Origin of the sequence: Pantoea sp. UBA5035 (assembly GCF_002415245.1) — a bacterium.
GTDB lineage: Bacteria > Pseudomonadota > Gammaproteobacteria > Enterobacterales > Enterobacteriaceae > Pantoea > Pantoea septica.
This window is the reverse complement of the sequence record NZ_DICD01000015.1, coordinates 334,240-351,373: the sequence shown is the minus strand read 5'-3', so window position 1 is coordinate 351,373 and position 17,134 is coordinate 334,240. Positions and strand designations below refer to the sequence as shown.

13 protein-coding genes are annotated in these 17,134 nt (G+C 61.6%); 9 read left to right on the top strand and 4 right to left on the bottom strand.

From position 1 onward, the window contains the following. Positions 1 to 42 precede the first annotated feature (42 nt). Positions 43 to 1,440: a class II fumarate hydratase gene (fumC, locus tag B3229_RS13105; RefSeq protein WP_286871347.1), complete on the bottom strand. Its 1,398-nt coding sequence runs from the start codon at positions 1,438 to 1,440 to the stop codon at positions 43 to 45. 193 nt (positions 1,441 to 1,633) lie between these two features. Between fumC and manA the strand changes: the two genes are divergently transcribed. Together manA and B3229_RS13095 are read left to right on the top strand one after the other, a co-directional pair. After that, positions 1,634 to 2,809: a mannose-6-phosphate isomerase gene (manA, locus tag B3229_RS13100; RefSeq protein WP_286871345.1), complete on the top strand. Its 1,176-nt coding sequence runs from the start codon at positions 1,634 to 1,636 to the stop codon at positions 2,807 to 2,809. Positions 2,810 to 2,941: 132 nt separating this feature from the next. Further along, positions 2,942 to 4,441: a YdgA family protein gene (locus tag B3229_RS13095; protein ID WP_048782011.1), complete on the top strand. Its 1,500-nt coding sequence runs from the start codon at positions 2,942 to 2,944 to the stop codon at positions 4,439 to 4,441. Between the two features lie 79 nt (positions 4,442 to 4,520). On the opposite strand, the gene B3229_RS13090 is transcribed toward B3229_RS13095, so the two are convergent. Next, positions 4,521 to 5,933 carry a sugar porter family MFS transporter gene (locus B3229_RS13090; RefSeq protein ID WP_410477766.1) on the bottom strand — a complete coding sequence of 471 codons (1,413 nt, stop codon included), beginning with the start codon at positions 5,931 to 5,933 and terminating at the stop codon, positions 4,521 to 4,523. A 123-nt stretch (positions 5,934 to 6,056) separates the two neighbouring features. Beyond that, positions 6,057 to 7,226 (bottom strand): ROK family protein, encoded by a 1,170-nt coding sequence (locus tag B3229_RS13085; protein ID WP_286871341.1) that lies wholly within the window; start codon positions 7,224 to 7,226, stop codon positions 6,057 to 6,059. A gap of 140 nt (positions 7,227 to 7,366) precedes the next feature. Between B3229_RS13085 and B3229_RS13080 the strand changes: the two genes are divergently transcribed. The 5 genes from B3229_RS13080 to B3229_RS13060 are packed head-to-tail and all read left to right on the top strand — an operon-like array spanning position 7,367 to position 13,115. After that, positions 7,367 to 8,221 carry an MBL fold metallo-hydrolase gene (locus B3229_RS13080; protein WP_286871339.1) on the top strand — a complete coding sequence of 285 codons (855 nt, stop codon included), beginning with the start codon at positions 7,367 to 7,369 and terminating at the stop codon, positions 8,219 to 8,221. 30 nt (positions 8,222 to 8,251) lie between these two features. Next, the gene (locus B3229_RS13075) at positions 8,252 to 9,577 is read left to right on the top strand and encodes an MFS transporter (protein WP_286871337.1); all 1,326 of its coding nucleotides are present in this window, start codon (positions 8,252 to 8,254) and stop codon (positions 9,575 to 9,577) included. A 10-nt stretch (positions 9,578 to 9,587) separates the two neighbouring features. Then, complete coding sequence (locus B3229_RS13070) at positions 9,588 to 11,240, top strand: GMC family oxidoreductase (RefSeq protein ID WP_286871335.1); 1,653 nt, start codon at positions 9,588 to 9,590, stop codon at positions 11,238 to 11,240. Then, positions 11,237 to 12,325: a M24 family metallopeptidase gene (locus tag B3229_RS13065; protein WP_286871333.1), complete on the top strand. Its 1,089-nt coding sequence runs from the start codon at positions 11,237 to 11,239 to the stop codon at positions 12,323 to 12,325. The genes B3229_RS13070 and B3229_RS13065 overlap by 4 nt, the downstream gene beginning before the upstream one ends. Positions 12,326 to 12,335: 10 nt before the next feature. Beyond that, the gene (locus B3229_RS13060; RefSeq protein WP_286871331.1) at positions 12,336 to 13,115 is read left to right on the top strand and encodes an SDR family oxidoreductase; all 780 of its coding nucleotides are present in this window, start codon (positions 12,336 to 12,338) and stop codon (positions 13,113 to 13,115) included. 14 nt (positions 13,116 to 13,129) lie between these two features. Here the strand turns inward: B3229_RS13060 and malI are convergent, their stop codons facing one another. Further along, positions 13,130 to 14,164 (bottom strand): Mal regulon transcriptional regulator MalI, encoded by a 1,035-nt coding sequence (malI, locus tag B3229_RS13055; protein WP_033747350.1) that lies wholly within the window; start codon positions 14,162 to 14,164, stop codon positions 13,130 to 13,132. Positions 14,165 to 14,345: 181 nt separating this feature from the next. On the opposite strand from malI, the gene malX reads away from it, so the two are divergent. Both malX and B3229_RS13045 read left to right on the top strand, forming a co-directional pair. Then, on the top strand, positions 14,346 to 15,929 hold the full coding sequence (malX, locus tag B3229_RS13050) for a maltose/glucose-specific PTS transporter subunit IIBC (RefSeq protein ID WP_286871328.1): 1,584 nt from the start codon (positions 14,346 to 14,348) through the stop codon (positions 15,927 to 15,929). Between the two features lie 5 nt (positions 15,930 to 15,934). After that, positions 15,935 to 17,119, top strand: coding sequence for a MalY/PatB family protein (locus B3229_RS13045; protein ID WP_286871326.1), 1,185 nt, complete (start codon positions 15,935 to 15,937; stop codon positions 17,117 to 17,119). Positions 17,120 to 17,134 lie beyond the last annotated feature (15 nt).

The following is a 17,134-nucleotide window of genomic DNA, read 5'->3' as shown; positions in this document are numbered from 1 at the left end:
GAAAAAAGGCCAGCAGCGCTGGCCTTTTATCACGACGTCGGGTTACGCCTTCATGCTGCCGACCATCTCTTCCGGACGCACCCAGGCGTCAAACTCCTCTTCGGTAAGATAGCCCAGCTTCAGCGCCGAGCCTTTCAGCGTCAGCCCCTCTTTATGCGCCTTCTTCGCGATTTCGGCCGCTTTGTCGTAGCCGATATGGGTATTCAGCGCGGTCACTAGCATCAGCGACTCATTGAGCAGCTGCGAAATGCGGTCGCGGTTCGGCTCGATGCCGACGGCGCAGTGGTGGTTAAAGCTGTCCATGCCGTCAGCCAGCAGGCGTACCGACTGCAGGAAGTTGTGGATCACCATCGGCCGGAAGACGTTCAGCTCGAAGTTGCCTGACGCGCCGCCGATATTGATTGCCACGTCGTTGCCCATGACCTGGCAGCAGAGCATGGTCATCGCTTCGCACTGGGTCGGGTTAACCTTGCCCGGCATGATAGAGCTGCCCGGCTCGTTTTCCGGAATAGAGAGCTCGCCGATGCCGCAGCGCGGGCCTGACGCCAGCCAGCGCACGTCGTTGGCGATCTTCATCAGCGAAGCCGCCAGCCCTTTCAGCGCGCCGTGCGCGTGCACCAGCGCATCGGTGGTCGCCAGCGCCTCGAATTTATTCGGCGCGGTGACGAACGGCTGCCCGGTCAGCTCGGCAAGCGCTTTCGCTACGCGCACCGCGTATTCCGGATGGGTATTCAGCCCGGTGCCGACGGCGGTGCCGCCCAGCGCCAGTTCGGCGACGTGAGGAATGCTCTGCTCGATATGTCGAAGGTTATGCTCCAGCATCGCCACCCAGCCGGAGATCTCCTGGCCCAGGGTCAGCGGCGTCGCATCCTGCAGATGGGTGCGGCCGATCTTGACGATATCCTGAAAGGCGCTGGACTTCTCGCTCAGGGTTTTCTTCAGCGTTTCAATTTGCGGGATCAACTTTTCGCGCAGCGCGATCACTGCCGCCACGTGCATCGCGGTCGGGAAGACGTCGTTAGAACTCTGGCTTTTGTTAACGTCGTCGTTGGGGTGCACCAGGCGCGCCATGCCGCGTTCGCCGCCGAGGATTTCGCTGGCGCGGTTGGCCAGCACCTCGTTCATGTTCATATTGGTCTGGGTACCGGAGCCGGTTTGCCAGATCGCCAGCGGAAACTCGCCGCTGTGCTGGTCCGCCAGCACCTCGTCGGCAGCTTTAACAATGGCGTCCGCGCGTTCAGCCGGCAGCAGGCCGAGATCGCGGTTGACGGTGGCGGCGGCGCGCTTGGTCTGCGCCAGCGCGTAGACCAGCTCGGTAGGCATTTTTTCTGTCGAGATACGGAAGTGTTCCAGCGAGCGCTGCGTTTGCGCGCCCCATAACTTGTCTGCGGGTACATCAATGGGCCCCATTGAATCTTTTTCAATGCGCGTGGCTGCCATGTCTACGTCTCCTTTAGCACAGGTTGTGGTGATTGGTCGCCCAGCGCGGGAAGAACACTGGACGCGCAGAATTCTTACATACAAGAATTTAACATTATGCGAGTCTGACGCGCTGTTTGCACTTCATATGTAGTAACGCCGCCATTTTCTGCTTTAATAGGCGCAATAACTTCCCGTGATTAAAGGGTTAATTATGCAAAAAATGGTCAATTCGCTGCAAAATTACGCGTGGGGCAGCAGAACCGCCTTAACGGAACTCTACGGCATCGCCAATCCCGGCGGCGCGCCGATGGCGGAGCTGTGGATGGGCGCGCATCCCAAAAGCCCTTCTCAGGTTGAGGTGAAGGGCGAGCGTCGCTCGCTGCGCGACGTCATCAACGCCGCGCCCGAAGAAATGCTGGGCTATGCGGTGGCGAAACGCTTTGGTGAGCTTCCTTTTCTGTTTAAGGTGCTGTGCGCCGCTCAGCCGCTGTCGATTCAGGTTCATCCGAGCAAAAGCGCGGCGGAAGAGGGTTTCGCACGCGAGAACGCGGCGGGCGTCCCGCTCAACGCGCCGGAGCGTAACTATAAAGACGCCAACCATAAGCCGGAGCTGGTCTACGCGCTGACCCCTTTCCAGGCGATGAACGGCTTTCGCGAACTGCCCGAGATTGCTTCGCTGCTGCAGCCGGTGGCGGGCGCGCATCCGCAGATCGCCCACTTTCTACAGCATCCCGACAGCGACAATCTGGCGACGCTGTTCACCACCCTGCTGTCGCTGCAGGGCGAAGCGAAGTCGCTGGCGCTGGGCGTGCTGAAAGCCGCGCTCAACGCGCGCGACGGCCAGCCGTGGGAGACCATTAAGGCGATCGCGGCAGATTACCCGGACGACAGCGGGCTGTTTTCGCCGCTGCTGCTGAACGTGATTACGCTGCAGCCGGGCGAAGCGATGTTTCTTTACGCCGAGACGCCGCACGCCTACCTCAACGGCGTGGCGCTGGAGGTGATGGCCAACTCCGATAACGTGCTGCGCGCCGGCCTGACGCCGAAATATATCGATATTCCCGAGCTGCTCGCCAACGTCAAGTTTCAGTCAAAACCGGCGTCGCAGCTGCTGACCCAGCCGCAACGGCAGGATCGCGCCCTGAACTTCCCTGTTCCGGTGGAGGATTTCGCTTTCGCCATTCACGCGCTGGACAGCGAACCGCAACCCCTCTCGCAGGAGAGCGCGGCGATCCTGTTTTGCATTGAAGGCGAAGCGACGCTGACCCTGGGCCAGCAGCAGCTGACGCTGCGCCCGGGAGAATCCTGCTTTGTTCCCGCCAGCGACGGCGCGCTGAAAGCCACCGGAAGCGGCCGCCTGGCGCGCGTTTTTAACGCATTGCGCTGATTCGGCTGACGGAACTGGCCCTAACTGCTATTATTTCAATCTATTAGCGAAAAACGCCCGCGGGCGTTTTTCTTCCCTCGCCGGACGTCGGACAGCGGCGTAAGCGGACACAAGGATAAGGACGACTCAGCAATGAAAAAGACCAACGTTGCCGTAGGTGTGATTATCGCCCTGGGCGTAATCTGGACCGGCGCGGCATGGTTTACCGGTAAGCAGCTGGAAAGCCATATGGATGAACTGGTGCAAAACGCCAATACGCAGCTCAACGCGCTGGCGCCCAACAGCCGCCTCAAGCTCAGCTATCAGGATTACCAGCGCGGCGTCTTCAGCAGCAAGGCGAAGCTGGTGCTGCAGGCCAGTTCGCAGACCGAAGATAACGCTTTCCTGAAGCCTGGCCAGAGCATCGTCTTTAACGAAACCATCGATCACGGCCCCTTCCCGTTCGCCCAGCTGCGTCGCTTTACGCTGATCCCGAGCATGGCGTCGGTGCACACCGAGCTGGAAAACACCGATGCGCTGAAAAATCTGTTCGCCCTGACCGACAATAAATCGCCGGCGAATGCGGATACCCGCATCGGCTACAGCGGCGCGACCGATACCGCCCTGCACTTTTTGCCGGTTAATTATCAGAATGCGCAGACCGGCCAGCGCGTGGCGACCAACGGCGGCACGCTGAACGTCAGCGCGGACAGCAAAGGCGATAAAGTTTCAGTAGACAGCGATATCGACAGCATCGCCATCACCAGCAAAAACGAGATGGGCATGCCGGTGCTGTTTACCGCTAACGGCGTGAAGGTAAGCGGCAATACGCACCTGACGCCGGAAGGCGTGCGCATCGGCGATCAAAAAGTCGAGCTGGAGAAATTCAACGCCAGCGTCAACGGCAAGGATGCGCTGACGCTGCAAAAGCTCAACGGCACCTCATCGTTTGATAACAAAGCGGGCAAAATCAGCGGAAACATCGACTATCGCGTCGATAACGTCCACCTGCAGAACAACGATTTCGGCGAAGCGAAGCTGAGCATGAAGCTGGCGCAGTTCGACGCCCAGGCGGTAAAAGCCTTCTCCGACAACTATCACGCGCAGATGCAGGACCTGCTGAATCAGCCGGGCCTCGCCAACGATCCGATTCGCTATCAGGCGGGCGTCAACACCATTCTGATGAATAACCTGCCGACGCTGCTGAAAGGCGCGCCGATGGTAAGCATCGCGCCGCTTAGCTGGAAAAACGAGAAAGGCGAAAGCACCTTTAACCTCACCGCTAACTTCAACGATCCCGCCACCGTTACCGGACAGCCGCAAAATCTCTCCGGCATGGTGGACCGCGTGCTGAAGAGCTTATCGGCCAAGCTGGTGATCAATATGCCGATGGCGACCGAAGTAATGCGCAACGTCGGCCTGGCCGAAGGTTATACCGGCGACGACGCGCAGAAGCTGGCGGATCAGCAGGTGAAAGGCCTGGCGGCGATGGGCCAGATGTTCCGTCTGACCCAGCAGCAGGATAACAATATCGTCACCAGCCTGCAGTACAACGGCGGCCAGGTGAACATGAACGGCGACACCATGACGCTGGAGCAGTTTATGTCGCGCTATATGCTCGGCCTGCCCACCAGCGAAGGCATGCCGCAGTAAGTAACCGCGCCTCGCGATGAAGCTGGTCACCTCGCGTGACCAGCCTTTCCCTCCTCAGCACTTCCCTGCACTGATAATCTTACACCTCGTTACGCGCGATTTTCGCCGCAGGCAACGGCGCGCCCGTGAGCTGCTCCTCCAGTTTCTCCAGCGTAACGCCACGAGTTTCGGGCACTTTTTTCACCACGAACAGGAAACCTGCGGCGCAAATCAGGCCATAGAGCAGAAAACTGCCCGCTGCGCCCAGCCCGGCATTGAGCAGCGGAAAGGTGTAGGTCAGGATAAAGCAGGCGATCCAGAGTGCCAGTGTACCGACTGACATCGCCAGCCCGCGCACCCGGTTCGGGAAGATTTCCGCCAGCAGCACCCAGGTCACCGGCGCCAGCGTGAGCGCGTAGATGGCGATAGCGGCCAGCACCAGAATCAGCACCGGCCATCCCAGCATCCCCAGCATATAGGCGGCGGCGATCAGGCCGTAACAGAGCGTTAAGCCGCCCGCGCCCAGCAGCATCAGCTTGCGTCGACCCAGACGATCCACCAGCGGCAGCGCGAGCAGCGTCGCCAGCAGATTGATCAGGCCGGTGGCGACGATCGATTTTAACGTCCCGTTGATATCGAAGCCTGCGGAGGCGAAAATCTCCTGCGCATAGTTGAAAATGACGTTGATGCCGCACCACTGCTGGAACACCGCCAGTACGATGCCGATCGCCATCACCGGCGCAATGCGGGGTTCGAAAAGGGTGCCGACGGAGGCGCGCCGGGCGCTTTTATCCTTTTCAACCGCCAGCGAAATTTCTGACAGGGTTTGCTGCGCATAGGGCTCCGGGCCGATTTTTCGCAGCATGGCATGGGCGCGTTCTTTTTTGCCCGCCATCACCAGCCAGCGCGGCGATTCGGGCACAAAAAACATCAGCACCAGGAAAAGCGTCGAAGGGATCGCGGCGGAGGCGAACATCCAGCGCCAGCCATATTCGCCGTTCCAGCTTTGACGCAGCATCGTCTGCGTAGCCTCACTGGCGACCGGCTCGGCAATCAGCAGGTTCACCAGCTGCGCCGCCAGCACGCCGATAACAATCGTCAGCTGATTAACCGCAACGAACTTGCCGCGCTTGTCCGCCGGGCTGATCTCCGCGATATACATAGGGCTGAGCGCCGAGGCGATACCGATGCCGACGCCGCCCAGAATGCGGCACCAGACAAAGAGTTCGAAACTGGGGGCCAGCGCGGTGCCGATCGAGGTGGTGACGAAGAGCAGCGCAGCGATCATCAGCGGGATTTTGCGGCCAAATCTGTCCGCTGACCAGCCGGATACCACTGCGCCGGCCACGCAGCCGACCAGCGCCGAGCTCATCGCCCAGCCGGAGGTCGCCGGGTCAGTAATGCCGAACCAGGCTTCATAGAAGGGTTTGGCGCCGCCGATCACCACCCAGTCATAGCCGAAGAGTAAGCCGCCGCACGCCGCCACGAGGCAGATTCCCCACACATAACGCATAAAGAGCTGTTGTTGTTTCACGTCGCTACTCCGCAGGAGGGTCAAGGTGCGGCTATATGACCACCCTTCACGCAGAGTGAAAGTTCAGAGGCTCACAGATTTTAGTTAAAGGAGTTTACTAAGTCAGCCGGTCGCGGTGTTTTCAACGTAGAGGTAACCGATGCCCAGCAGCTGGCTTGCCCGATCCAGCTGGCCAAAATGGATATTGGTCGCCCGGTTTTTTACGCTGTCGCGCGGATCGAAAGGATTGAAATCGATCTGCCGCACAAGGGTTTGCCGCCAGCTTTCGCCGAAGGCGCAACTGCGGCCATAGAGCCATATCTGATTAATATTCAGCGTATTAAGGAAATTATACAGGCTCATGCCGATCGCTTCGGCCGCCTGATTCACCCAGTCGGTAATCCAGACGTCACCGCGCTGCCAGCGCGCGAAGAGTTCGCGATTCGTCAGCGGCGGCGACGCGCTGTCGATAGATCGGGCCGCCTGTTTCATGGCGCTCAGCGACGCTACCGTTTCCAGACAGCCCCGCCGACCGCAGCTGCAGCGCCTGCCCTGCGGATCGACAATGGTGTGGCCGATCTGCCCGCTGCCATAGAGATTGCCACGAAAGATCTCGCCGTTGATGACGAAAGAAGAGCCGATGCCGTAGTCGACGTTGATGACGCAGAATTCGCTCTGCTGATTGCGGTTCAGCCACTTTTCCGCCAGCGCCAGCATGATGCAGTCATTGTCTACCCTGACCTCGATGCCCAGACGCTCTTCCAGCAAATATTTCAGCTCGACCGGCGCTTTCCAGGCGGCCTGCGGCATATGCTGCGAGACGCCGGTGACGGGATCGACCTGGCCATGCACCGCCAGTGCCAGATTGATTTTTTTCTTTGGCCACTGCTGGCAGACCTGGCGCCATAACGCCTCTGTCTCTTTCAGCAGCGCGTCAGGCGTCGCGGCGTCGATCGCCCGCTGCTGACAGTCGCCCTGCGCGACCAGCTGCGCATCCGCCAGCTGATATTCGATGCGCGTCGGCGTAATGCACATGCAGAGCGTCCAGGGGCCAGCGGTGGGCAGCTGATAGCTGCCGCCGTTGACGCCGCGATGGCTCAGGGCCACGTCGGAATGAACGATTTTTCCCTCGCCGATAAGCTCGTTCAGGATTTTAGTGGTGGCCGGAATGGTCAGCCCGCTGAGCTGCGCCAGCTGCGATTTGCTGACCTGTTTATGCCGCCACATCAGGGTCATAAACAGCGTTTTATTGTGTTTGCGCACCTGAAAGTTGTTTAAGCCGATCTGCTTCATTGCGTTTGCGCCTCATAAGGAGAGAAATGCAGTATCGCTTATGTTAGTAAACAGCGTTAACTAACTTCTGTGACGCCTCCTCCAGCCTCCGTTATCCGCTTGTTTTAGAGTGCGGCTTCATTAAGCCCGGAGGAGAAACCATGGCATTTGTTCTTCGCGACCCGCATCAGCTGGCGGCAGAACTCACCGCCACGCAGGTGCCCTGTCATGCGCTGGCCGTCTGGAGTCTGGGACAGGCCGGCATGGTTATTAAAAATCACGCCGGCGATCTGGTGGCGATCGATCCCTACTTAAGCGACGCCATCGAACGGCGCCATCCCGACACGGAGTTCGTGCGCCGCTACCCGCCGGTGCTGCCGCCTGAGGCGCTGGCGGTGTGCGACGCGGTGTTGATTACCCATTTCCACGATGATCATCTCGATCTGGCCACCCTTGAGCCGCTGGCGGAGAAAGCGCCGCTGCTGCCGATCTGGGTCCCGGCGCCCGACGGCCGACTTTTGCAGGCGGAAAATCGTCTCCTCGGCAGTCAGGTGCGGCTGGCGAAAACCGGCAGCCTGATTGAGGCGGGCGAGTTTCAAATTTTGCCGGTGGCTGCGGCGCACAGCGACTACGAGCGCGATGACGAGGGCAACGACCGATTTTTAGGGTATTACCTCCGCTGCGGCGCGCTCAGCCTGTGGCACAGCGGCGATACCCTGGTGACCGAGGCGCTGCAGAGCCAGATGGCGCAGCTCAGGCCGCACATTTGCGTGCTGCCCATCAACGGCGGCGATGTTGCCCGCGGCCGACGCGGCATTATGCCGAATATGAGTTTTCGCGATGCGGCGGATCTCCACCACGCCATCGGCGGCGATCTGCTGCTGCCCTGTCATTACGATCTCTTTAGCTGCAACAGCGACAACCCCGCCTGGTTCGTCGATGACATGCTGACCCGCTATCCCGGCAAGAAATTTCATTTGCTGATGCCAGGCGAGCGATTCCTCTACCTCGCCTGAAACCACACCCTACTTATGGAATCATCTGCTATGACAAAAATAACATCCGCGGCACCCTCGCCTTTGCTGCGCCGCCTGGGCATCCCGCCGGCGCTCGCCTGGGGTTATATTGCGGTGCTGCTTTTTATGATTGGCGACGGCGTGGAATCCAACTATCTGGCGCCCTACCTGAGCCACCACGGCTTTACCCTCGATATCGCCGCCACGGTAATTGCCTTTTACGGCGTCACGGTGACGCTGGGCTCGTGGTTAGCCGGTTCGCTGTCGACCCTGATTGGGCCGCGTCGGGTCATGCTGCTTGGCGGCGTGATTTGGGTGGTATTCGAGCTGCTGTTTCTCGCCTTTGCGCTGCCTGCGCAAAGCGTGGTGGGCATCGCGCTGACCTACGGCCTGCGCGGCATCGCCTACCCGATGTTCGCCTATGCGTTTCTGGTCTGGATCCAGTCCGCCGCGCCGCTGGAGATGCGCGGCTCCGCTACCGGCTGGTTCTGGCTCGCCTTTACCGGCGGTCTGCCGACGCTCGGTTCGCTGGTGGCGATTTTTTCCATCAGGCTGATCGGCGAATACGCTACCTTCTGGCTCTCGCTGGTGCTGGTGGCGTCAGGCATCGTTGTAATGCTGGTCGCCGTTAAAGAGCGCACCGGCTATGGTCCGCTGCTGGACGAGGATCAGCGTCGTCAGGGCGTCTGGCGGACGCTGATGGGCGGCATCGATATTCTCTGGCGTGAACCGCGCATCGCCGCCGCCGCAGTGGTACGCATTATCAATACCACGCCCTACTTTGGCTTTTTTATCTTTCTGCCGGGCTTCTTTACCGAGCGTATCGGCTTCTCGCAAACGGAATATTTAAGCCTGATCACCATCATGGGGCTGGTCGGCATGAGCTTTAATCCCGTGGTCGGCAAACTGAGCGACCGCATCGGCTGGCGCAAGGTGCTGACCTTCTTCGGCGGCCTGGGCTCCTGCATCTCGATGCTGCTGATGTACTTCGTGCCGCAGTGGAGCGGCGGCAGCTTCGCGCTCAGCGTGCTCTTCGCCTGCCTGTACGGCATCACGCTGTGCGGCTACGTGCCCGCCGCCGCGCTCTTCTCCTCGCTGTGCGAAAAGAAAGACAAAGGTAACGCCATGGCGATTTACTGTTTCGCCGCCGGGCTCTCCACCTTCTTTGGCCCCGCGCTCTATAGCGGTCTGAACGCCCTGTTCGGTACCGAGGGCGTCATCTGGTGCTACGCCCTGCTTTATCTCATCAGCGCAGCCACCTCCTGGTGCTTTTTACTCACGCCGCTCGACCCGGGCGAGCAGAACAACCCCGCCGCCAGGCGGCTACGCAAGCTGAACTCGGCGCTATCGGAATAAAGGGAACAAGATGAAAGGTTTTGACTACATCGTGGTAGGCGGCGGCAGCGCGGGCTGTATCGTGGCGGCGCGCCTGGTAAAAGAGAGCAACGCTCGCGTGCTGCTGTTAGAGGCCGGCAGCGGCGACTATCATCCGGTGCTGAAGATGCCGGCAGGCTATATGAAATATCTCGCCAGCGATAAATACCTGACTATGCATCAGACCCAGCCGCAGCCGCAGCTCGACGGGCGCGGCGTCATCGTGCCGCAGGCGAAAGTATTAGGCGGCGGTTCGACGGTGAACGCCATGGTCTATATGCGCGGACACCGGCAGGACTACGCGGAGTGGAACAGCGCGCTGCGCCATACCGGCGTCGACTGGTCCTGGGAGGCGCTGCTGCCGCACTTTACCGCAATCGAAGACAACGACCATCTCGGCGCGCCCAGTCACGGCGTCGGCGGGCCGCTGAAAGTGTCGCACCTCGGCCACTTCAGTCCGCTCAGCCGGGCCTGGGTAAAAACGATGCAGGCGCTGGGCATTCCCTATACGCCCGACTTCAACACCGGCAACCCGTTCGGCGTCGGCTTTATGCAGCACACCATCGACTGGCGCACCCGCAAGCGCTGCAGCGTGGTCGACGCCTTTATCGCGCCGCTGCGCGATGACAGCCGGCTGGTGATTGAAACCGAGGCGCAGGTTGAGGAGATTCTGTTCGAGGGAACGGAAGCCAGAGGCGTACGCTACCGGCGTCATGGCGTCACCCACCATGCCGAGGCGAGCAAAGAGACGATTCTGGCGGCCGGCGCCTATCAGACGCCGAAGCTGCTGATGCTGTCGGGCGTCGGACCGCAGGATCATCTGGCGGAACGGGGCATTGCCCTGCGTCACCACCTGCCCGGCGTCGGCCGCAACCTGCAGGATCATTATGAGGTGCCGGTGGTCGCCACCACGCGCGGCGCCTTCGGCTATTACGGTCAGGATCGCGGCTGGCCGATGATCAAAGCGGGCATCGAGTATCTGCTGTTCAAAACCGGTCCGGTGACCACCACCGGCGTGGAAACCTGCGCCTTCTTCGATCCGCTCGATTTCAGCGCGACGCCGACCATACAGATGTTCTGCGTACCCACCGTTTATCTCGATCGCGACGTTATGGGCCGGGATCCGGGCCATGGCGTGACCATTAACTCGCTGCTGCTGCGGCCGAAAGCGACCGGCCGCGTCACGCTGCGCGACGCGCATCCCGCCTCTCTGCCGGTTATCGATACGCAAATTTTCGGCCATCCCGACGATCTGGCCCGCACGCTGGCCGGCTTCAATTTTGCGCGCGGCGTGATGGCGGCATCGCCGATCGCCGACATGATTGAGCACGAAATATTTCCCGGCGCGGAGGTCACAGGCGATGAGGCGATCGCCGCGCACTGCAAGCGCATGGTGAAAACAGGCTACCATCCGGTCGGCACCTGCCGCATGGGCCATGAACAGGATCCCATGGCGGTGGTAAGCGCTGATTTGCGGGTGCGGGGCTTAGAAAAACTTCGGGTGGTCGATGCCTCGGTGATGCCGAATATTATTAGCGGCAATACCAATGCGGCCGTCATGGCGGTGGCTCACCGCGCCGCCGACCTGATTGCGAGGCGCGAACGCGTCGTTGAAGAGACGCGCCGCGCGGAGGTATCGTTATGAGCGAAAGGCTACACACCCTGCAGCGCGCCCTTGCCGGGTGGCAGCTGGATGCGCTGCTGCTCACCCGACGGGATAACATCGCCTGGCTCACTCAGGGCGCCAGCTATTATGTGGTGGAGCGGGCGGAGACCGGCGTCGCCAGCCTGCTGATCTTCCCCGATCGGGTACGGCTGCTGGCGCCGGAGAACGAAATGCCCCGCATTCTGGCGGAAGAGCCGCTGCCGTTCGCCTGCGAAACCGGCTGCTATCCCTGGTATACGTCGCTGGAAACGGCGCTTGCCTCGTGCCGGCCGGCGCGGCTGGGCAGCGACGCGCCGCTCGCCTCGACGGTGAATATGGAACCTGAGCTTCCCCGGCTGCGCCAGGGATTGAGTGAGGATGAAAAACAGCGCTTCCGCCAGCTGGGCCGGGAAGCCGCCCGCATTGTCGAAGAGGTGGCGCGCGCGCTCTGTCCGGGCATCAGCGAGCGCGAGGTCGAAGCGGCGATCGTCGGACGCTGCCTGGCGTGCGGCATTCGCCCGGTCTGCACCCTGGTGGCGGCTGACGAGCGCATTGCGCTGTATAAACATCCGGTGCCGGGCACCAAACGCCTGGCCAGAAAGATGCTGATCACCCTGGGCGCGGAGCGGCTGGGCCTTAACGTCAGCCTGACCCGGATGGTGCATCTCGGCGAACCTGATGAGGCGCTGAAACAGCGTATCGGCACGCTGGCCGGGATCCATGCCGATATTCTGCAGGCTATCGCGGTTAACCGGCGCTGGCAGGATTTCTTTGCGCAGATTCAACAGGCCTACCGGCGCCACGGCTGGACGGAGGGCTGGCGCGAGCACCATCAGGGCGGTCCGGCAGGCTACGGCTGTCGCGACTGGATTGTTACGCCGGACACCGCGGGCGCCATTGCGGCCGATACCGCGCATGCCTGGAATCCTACGCTGAGCGGCGTTAAGAGCGAGGATACGCTGCTGGTCACTGAAGAGGGCGTCGAATGGCTGACCCGCAGCGGCGACTGGCCCTTGATCGAGGAAGCCCGCGACGGCCGGCGCTGGCAGCTTGCCGACTGGCTGATTTTACCGTTGTCATCATAAGGAAGCGAAAATGTCAGAACGTTTAAAACAGAAGACCGCCGTCGTAACGGGCGCGGGCAGCGGCATCGGCAGCGCTATCGCCTCGCTCTTCGCCCGGCAAGGCGCGCGCGTCGCGCTGCTTGATTTGACGACGGAGACGACGGAGCCGCTGGCCGCGCAGCTGCAGCAGCACACAGGCCAGCCGTGCATCGCCTGCGTGGCGGACGTGACGCAGCCGGAACAGGTTGCGGCGGGCGTCCGCCAGGTTGAGGACGCCTTCGGCCATATCGATATCCTGATCAACTGCGCGGGCGTGAATGTCTTTCGCGACGCGCTCGCCCTGACGGACGACGATTGGCAGCGCTGTATCAACGTCAATTTACAGGGGCCCTACAACCTGATACGCAGCGTGCTGCCAGGCATGCTAAAACGCCACTACGGCAATATCGTCAACGTCGCGTCGGTGCACGGACATAAAATCATTCCCGGCGCCTTTCCCTATCCCGTGGCGAAACATGGCCTGATCGGCCTGACCCGCTCGCTGGGTGTGGAGTACGCCAGCCAGGGCATTCGCATCAACAGCATTTCGCCCGGCCTGATCATGACGCCCGCGGCAGAAGCCTGGCTGGCCAGCTGCCCGGACCCGGCGGCGGAACGGCAAAGGCAGCAAAATCTGCTGCCCTGCAAAAGGATCGGCGAACCGGACGAGGTCGCCTACACCGCGCTGTTTTTAGCCTCTGACGAAGCGCGTTTTATCAATGCGACCGACATTGTGATCGACGGCGGCCGCAGCCAGGTCTATCACGATTAAAGGCGCTGGCGCGCTTATCGCACTCTGTCGCCGCCGATAAGGCTCGGCGTCAAAATCATGTGCTGGCTGGCGGTCTCCGGCGCGCTAAGCCGCAGCAGGATGCGCGCCGCTGCCGCGCGGCCCATCTCCCGCGCCGGGCTGCAGACAAAGGTGAGCGGCGGATCGCTCAGGTTCGCCTGCGGCTCGTCGCTGAAACCCACCAGCGCCATCTGCTGCGCGTAATAGCTGTCAACCGCGCCCTGACCCAGCGTGCGCCCGCTGCGCAGCAGCGCGAAGTAGCCGCCCAGCGCGGTGGCGGTGTTGGCGGCGATGATGGCCGTCAGCCGCGGATGGCGCTGCAGCAGCTGTGTGGTCGCCTCGGCCGCCGCCTTCTGGCTCTCTTCGCACTCGATAATCCACTCCGGCTTAAAAGGCAGGCCGTACTGTAGCAGCGTGGCGCAGTAGCCGCCGATGCGCTCGGCGCGCGTCAGCGACGCGCCGCTGCCGCCTAGCCAGGCGATATGCTGATGTCCCTGACGAATGAGATATTCCGTCGCCATGCGCGCGCCCAGCGCGTTGTCGGGCCGCAGGCTGTCCGTCCCCTCCAGATAGCTGGCGCGCGAGGCGCAGATCAGCGGCAGCCCGAGCTCGGCGGCGCGCGTCGCCAGCGCCGCGCCGTTGCCCGCATCGCCGCCCAGCACCACGCCGTCGACGCCCTGCGCCACCAGCGACTCGAAGCAGCGCGCCAGATGCTGACCCTGCGCGCCGCTCTGGGTCAGCACCAGCATCTTGTCCTGCGCCTCCAGCGCCTCGCTGAGCCCGGCCGTCATCTCAGCGTAAAAGCGCTGGCTCAAATCCCTGACGATCAGGCCGATTACGCCGCTGGCGCCGCCGCGCAGCGCCGCCGCCGTGCGGTTACGCACATAGCCTGACTGCTCGATCGCCTCGTTGACCCGCGCCGCCGTGGCGGGCGAGATGCGCCCTTTGCCGGAAAGCACCAGCGAAACGGTGGTGACGGAGACGCCCGCCGCCTCGGCGACGTCGTTAATGGTGATTTTTTGCTGCGACATGTTGCACGCCTGCGGAAAGCTCTTACATGGCCGTATCATATAAGTAAAACGTTAAACCTGCCGAATAAACTTAACTTTATCGCACCAGCGCACAATGTGACAGGCCGCTCAAAACAGCATGGTAAAACGTTTTATCATCTTTTCACCACCATGTACTGTCACTTTCTTTCCAGGAGAAAATATGTCCGCTCCACTTCCGCGCCTGTCGCTCTGGGAGTTCTTTCAGAGCCTGGGCAAGACCTTTATGCTGCCCGTCGCCCTGCTGTCGTTTTGCGGCATTATGCTCGGCATCGGCAGTTCGCTCAGCAGCCGCGACGTGCTGACGCTGATCCCGCTGCTGGACCAGCCGCTGCTGCAGCATCTGTTTGTCTGGATGGCAGCGACCGGCGCCTTCGCCTTCCGCTTTTTGCCGGTGATGTTCGCCATTGCCATCCCGCTCGGCATGGCGCGCGAGAATAAAGGCGTTGCCGCCTTCGCCGGGTTTGTCGGCTATACGGTGATGAACCTCAGCACCAACTTCTGGCTCACGATGAAAGGCATTTTGCCCACCAGCGACGCCGCGCTGCTGAAGGCCAACAACGTGCAGTCGGTGCTGGGCATCCAGGCGATCGACACCGGCATTCTTGGCGCGGTGATTGTCGGCGTGGTGGTATTCTGGCTGCATGAGCGCTTCCACACCATTCGGCTGCCGGACGCGCTGGCCTTTTTCGGCGGCACGCGCTTTGTTCCCATTATCACCCTGCTGGTTACCGGCCTGCTCGGCCTGGCGGTGCCGCTGATCTGGCCTTTCTTCGCGCGCGGCATCGCCGGTCTCGGCTGGATGATTAACGGCGCAGGCGACTTTGGCCCGATGCTGTTCGGCACCGGCGAACGCCTGCTGCTGCCGTTTGGGTTACAGCATATTCTGGTGGCGATTATTCGCTTTACCGACGCGGGCGGCACCATGGAGGTGTGCGGTAAAAGCGTCAGCGGCGCGCTGACCATTTTCCAGGCGCAGCTCGCCTGCCCCGAAGTGCAAGGCTTTTCGGAAAGCGCCACCCGCTTTCTCTCGCAGGGAAAAATGCCCGCGTTTCTCGGCGGCTTGCCGGGCGCAGCGCTCGCCATCTACCACTGCGCCCGGCCGGAGAATCGCCACAAGATTAAAGGCCTGCTGATTTCCGGCGTGGTGGCCTGCGTGGTCGGCGGCACCACCGAGCCGATCGAGTTCCTGTTTCTGTTTGTCGCGCCGGCGCTCTATCTGCTGCACGCGCTGCTCACCGGGCTCGGCTTTACGCTGATGGCGGTGCTGGGCGTCACTATCGGCAATACCGACGGCAATATCATCGATTTTGTGGTATTCGGCATCCTGCACGGCCTCGCCACTAAATGGTACTGGGTGCCGGTCGCCGCCGCGCTGTGGTTCGCGGGCTACTATGCGCTGTTCCGCTTCGCCATCATTCGCTTCAATATCGCCACGCCAGGGCGTGAAAAAGAGAGTGGCGTCGAGCGTCAGGTGAGTCGCGCCGGCGCGGGCAAATCGGGCTATAACGCGCCCGCGATCCTCGAGGCGCTGGGCGGCGTGGAAAATATCAGTTCGCTGGATAACTGCCTGACCCGCCTGCGTCTGCGCATCGTCGATATGAGCAAGGTCGATGACGCCGCGCTCAAGGCCAACGGCGCCATCGGTGTGGTGCATCTCAGTCCGGTTACGCTGCAGGTGGTGATCGGACCTCAGGTGCAGTCCGTTAAGGAAGAGCTGGCGTCGCTGATGAATGTGACGGTGTAACGCATATGACGGAACATTTCGATTTTAACCAGGTTATTGACCGGCGCGGCAGCTACTGCACCCAGTGGGATTTTGTCGCCGATCGCTTTGGCGCGCCGGATCTGCTGCCTTTCACCATTTCGGATATGGATTTCGCCGTCGCGCCCGCGATTCGCGCGGCGCTGCAGCAGCGGCTCGATCACGGCGTGTTCGGCTACAGCCGCTGGCAGCATAGCGACTTTCTCTCGGCAGTCTGCCACTGGATGCAGACGCGATTTAACACAACGCCGGATGAGAGCTCGCTGGTCTACGCACCGTCGGTGATCTATATGGTGGCGCAGATGGTGCGCCGCTGGAGCGCGCCAGGGGACGAAGTGCTGATCCACACGCCCGCCTACGATGCCTTTTACGCCTTGTTGACTGCCAGTCAACGCCAGATTCTGACGCAGCCGCTGCAGCGTGACGCCCAGGGCTGGCGCTGCGATATGCAGGCGCTTGAGCAGCAGCTCGCCCGGCCGCGCTGCAAAGTGATGCTGCTCTGCAGCCCGCACAACCCCACCGGCAAGGTCTGGACGCGCGACGAGCTGACGCAGATGGCGGCGCTGTGCGAACGTTATCAGGTCCGCGTGATCAGCGATGAAATCCATATGGATATGGTCATGGCTGATGTTGTGCATTTGCCCTGGAGCGAAGTGGCGCGCAGCGACTGGGCACTGTTCACCTCGGCATCGAAGAGTTTTAACGTGCCGGCGCTGACCGGCGCATGGGGAATCATTCCCGACCCTGCCGATCGTCAGGCGTTTCTGCGCCAGATGAAAGCGGCGGACGGCCTCTCTTCCCCTGCGGTTCTTGCCGTCGCGGCGCACATCGCCGCCTATCGCCATGGCGCGCCCTGGCTCGACGCGCTGCGCGACTATCTGCGGGCGAATATGCAGTGGTTGGCGCAGCGGCTCAACGGCGCCTTTCCGCAGCTTGGCTGGCAGCCGCCGCAGGCGACCTATCTGGCGTGGATCGATCTCAACCCGCTCGGCGTCGACGAGGCGGCACTTCAGCAGCAGCTTATCCAGCGGCAAAAAGTGGCGATGATGCCTGGCTCGACCTACGGCGACGCAAGCCGGGGCTTTCTGCGTCTTAACGCCGGCTGTCCACGCAGCAAGCTGGAGGATGGCGTCAGCCGCCTGTTGGCGGCGCTGCACGCGCTCAGGGTGTGACAACGGGCGGCTGAA